Source organism: Xanthovirga aplysinae (assembly GCF_009711365.1).
In the GTDB taxonomy this organism is placed as follows: domain Bacteria; phylum Bacteroidota; class Bacteroidia; order Cytophagales; family Cyclobacteriaceae; genus Xanthovirga; species Xanthovirga aplysinae.
Genome location: NZ_SMMB01000777.1, coordinates 1 through 3,892, shown reverse-complemented (window position 1 = coordinate 3,892; position 3,892 = coordinate 1). Strand labels below are relative to the sequence as shown.

Genomic DNA, 3,892 nt, shown 5'->3' with positions numbered 1-3,892 from the left:
TAATTAAGACTTCTCCATTCTTCACTTATCAATCTTCATTAATTAATTAATTAATTAATCATTACCCGTTTTACCTCCTCTACCCCATCATATTTTACCTTCAAAATATAAAGACCCTTTCTGAACGACCTTAAATCATAGCTAAATTCATTTCCTCCTTCCGGTGCATCCGGATAATTGTAACCCCACACTAAGCCACCATAAACCGACCAAAAACTAATTTGTAGATCACCTGGTTTGGATAAAACCACTGACACATTGAGCTCTTCACGTACTGGATTCGGATAAGGGTCAAGCACTGTAAAATTATTTCCTTCCTCCCCTTCCAACTGCACACAAGCCTTATTATTAGTTGAATCTAGTTCTTCATACCGATTATATTGAGGCTCCAAGGAAGCACAAACAAAAGACAACTTCTGAGCTGTGAAAGCTGGAACCCCGACATTTAGACTGTAGTCCGTTAATTCTCCTGCTCCTAAATAGCCCTGAAATGATTCTTTAATACGAAATTCCTGTCCAAGTTCTATTACAATATTTAGACTATCATCCAATAAAACACTCCCCTGATTTTTTATAGACAAATTAAAATTAAGAGCCCCATCAGCATCCCACTCAGCACTAATACCCTGCAGAACAACATCTAATTCTGGTTCAACCACTTCAATGGTTTGATAGACCTCACTTGTACAACCTTCCCTATTTTTGGCGACCAACTTGATTTCGTAAGTTCCAATTGACTCAAAAGTATAAATCAGCTCTTTGCTCTCACTAATCAATTCATCTCCCCAATACCAGGAATAAGATTCTGCATAATTTGAAACATTTTCAAATTCAACCTCGAATGGATAAGCACCTCGTGAATTGGACACATAAATCTCCGCTTCCGGTTTTTTACCCACATATACGCTATTGGAAACGTCCTTAATACATGCTTCACCCTCATAGGTAATTTGCAAATTCACCTCATATTCTCCCTCATCTTTAAATACATGAATGGGCTGCTCTTCCCCAGAAAATTCTCCATCTCCAAAATCCCAATAATACACCTTAATTTCAGGTCGGTTGCTTTCCTCATTAAGAGTAAAGGTGATCTCTTCATTTTGGCAGGCATTCGACCAGGAAAAGTCTGGGCTCAAAGATTCAATAGGATAAACCATTTCCGTCCTTTCCACTTGTACCATACAACCATTCCCTGCACGGGCACTTAAATACACCTCATACTCCCCTTCCTGCAGATTAAATTCAGCTTGTTGTTCAGTACTATAAAAACTTTGGTTAGTAATCGAATTTTTAATCACCCATTCCCATTCGATAATTCCCGAATCATCCGCTACAGAAGCTTCAGCCTCGAAACGGGATAGGTAACCCGTAGCACAAGCCTGGAAAAAATTGTAATCCAACGCTGGAGAAGGAAAAACGGTTATAGTTTTCTCAATTGTGGTTTCACTAATACAGCCATACTCACTTTCTACCCATAGAGAAACCAAATATTCACCTGGCTCCTCATAAACATGAACCGGATTTTGCTCATCCGAGGTTTGACCATCTCCAAAATCCCAATTCCAAGCGGAGATATTAGCACTTAAAACCGTAGATTGATCATAAAATCTAACTTCAAGGCCGCTACAAGCCAAATCAGCTTCAAAAGCAGCTTCAGGAAGGGAATGAATGGTGACCTCTTCAATATATTTATTGCTACAGTCCAGATCGTTTGTTGCAGTTAGGCTTACCCTATAAATACCCGGTTCCAACAGTTCTGGCTCAAAATTAATACCTTGACTATCCTCCAACAACTGCTGATTTTCATCCCAAATCTGCCATAGATAAACATCAATATTTTCATCAGTGGTTTGGTTGGTGAAAATTAATTTTTCTTCGAAGCAATCGCCGGTATAACTGAATGCTGGCTTTGGGCCTTCCGTTATTGTAATAGTTCGCTCAAATGTAGAAGTACACCCGGGGATTTTGGCTGTTAGTGTTACCTCATAGTCCCCTCCTTCTTCATAAGTATATGATGGCTCCTTTTCTGTGGAGGTATGGCTGTCTCCAAAATCCCAAAGCCATTCTACTAATTCTCCGGTTTCTCCTGTGGAAGTGTTGGTAAATTGAATGGGGCCATTGCTACATTTTGGGTCTTGATTAACTTCAAAACTTGGTATGGGTTCTTCGTAAATAGTAATTTCTTTTTCGATGAAGTTTGAGCAGCCATTTTCCGATTCAACGGTTAGGCGGACGGTGTAGACGCCTGGGACAATGAATTGGTGGGTGGGATTTGGGGAGGTGGAGGTATTGGATTCGCCACTGTCGGGATCACCGAAATCCCAGATATAAGAAGAAATAACTTGGTTGGAAATTGGGCTAAATGTATTTTCAGAAGAAATGCAAGTATTATCAAGGATAAAATCATTTTCGGGGGCATAACTTTCTTCTATTACTGTAACCCTTTTTTTCTTGGTGGCTTCAAGCCCTGATCCACTATAACCTCTCAAAATAATGTCATAGACTCCAGAAGATTCGTAAGATAATACCAGGGGATTTGCCTGAATTAATTCACAGCTTCGAGGATAAGAAATGAGAATTAATTGATTATTATTGCGTCCATAAGCAATGCCAAAATATTCTCCTCTATCGTTTATCATCTCAAAGGATAATGGATTATTTAATAAACCATATGCTCCTAAATCATGAATCACCGGGGTAGGATTTGACAAATTCGTCCCAAAATCTACACGGGTAAGACTATTTCCTGTACTTTGAAATACAAAGTATTCATCCATTTCGTGAACTACAGAGAGGGGCCCTCCCCAAATTCCTCCACTTCCAGAAATATGATTTATAGAGGGATTGTTATTAGTTAATTCTTGCCCAAAATGTAATAAATAAATACCCTTGTCATTACTATTTGAGCCCACAACACCATACCAGCCAGTTGATGTTTTAACCAATTGAATATTCATCAACAAAGCTCCATTTTTAACTTCAATTTGATCTACTGTTGGGAATGAATTAGTCAAACTGTTGCCAAAGCTTAAGCGATAAACATCCCCCTCCCTATTCACTACAAAAACATAATAGTTAGAGTCCTCAACTACAATATCCATCCCCACCAGATAACCTAATCCAGCTATCCCTTCTACCTGACTGGCTATGGGGATAGAGCTAACATCGTCTCCAAACTCCAATATAGCGACAGTCCCATTTGTCTGACTTACTACCCCAATCCATCGCCCCGCTTCTTCTGTAAACTTTATACCACTTGGTTTAGTCAAAACACCATCAAAATCACCCAAAGTAGATTGGCTAAAAGATGAATTCAATCCTTCTGTGTAGGACAATCTGGTGAGCTTATCATTGCCACTACCCACGAGAAAAGTATTCAAGCCATACTTATCACGAACAGTAGACATACTATAAGAGGAACCTACTTCTGGAAAATTCCCTAACAACTCTGCTGTCCCTTCATTTAGATAACTCTCCGGGCAAAGATCCCAATAAATCCTGTCCACATTTATTGACTTATCTTTCGCCTCAAACTGCTCCCCAATACACACCTCAATAGGCATACTAAAATCTACGGTGGGATACTCCACCCCCTGAGCAATAATACTCCCTGTGATCCACTGAAGAACTAAATTAAAAGACAAAAACAGTAATATTTTGCAGCCCATTATAAATCCAATTACTTTAAAAAAAAGATCTTAAATAGCTACACAAATAACGCAAATTATCTATGTGAATACAAGAGGAGACCCCTGTATGAAATAGGGTATTTAGTACTAGTTGATGGATTGTTTTTCTCTTTTATGAACTACTATGACTTCCTATGATTCTGCAAGAAAAACAGGGTAATCCTTATTCACTCATTAAAAATCAGATTCAAGATCAAATTATA

General features: G+C 38.6%; 1 protein-coding gene. It reads right to left on the bottom strand.

What is annotated here, in order from left to right; translation table 11 throughout:
* Positions 1–50: 50 nt before the first annotated feature.
* Entirely contained in the window at positions 51–3,644 is a 3,594-nt protein-coding gene (locus E1171_RS05520) for a PKD domain-containing protein (RefSeq protein WP_187696275.1), read from the bottom strand.
* Positions 3,645–3,892: the final 248 nt, after the last annotated feature.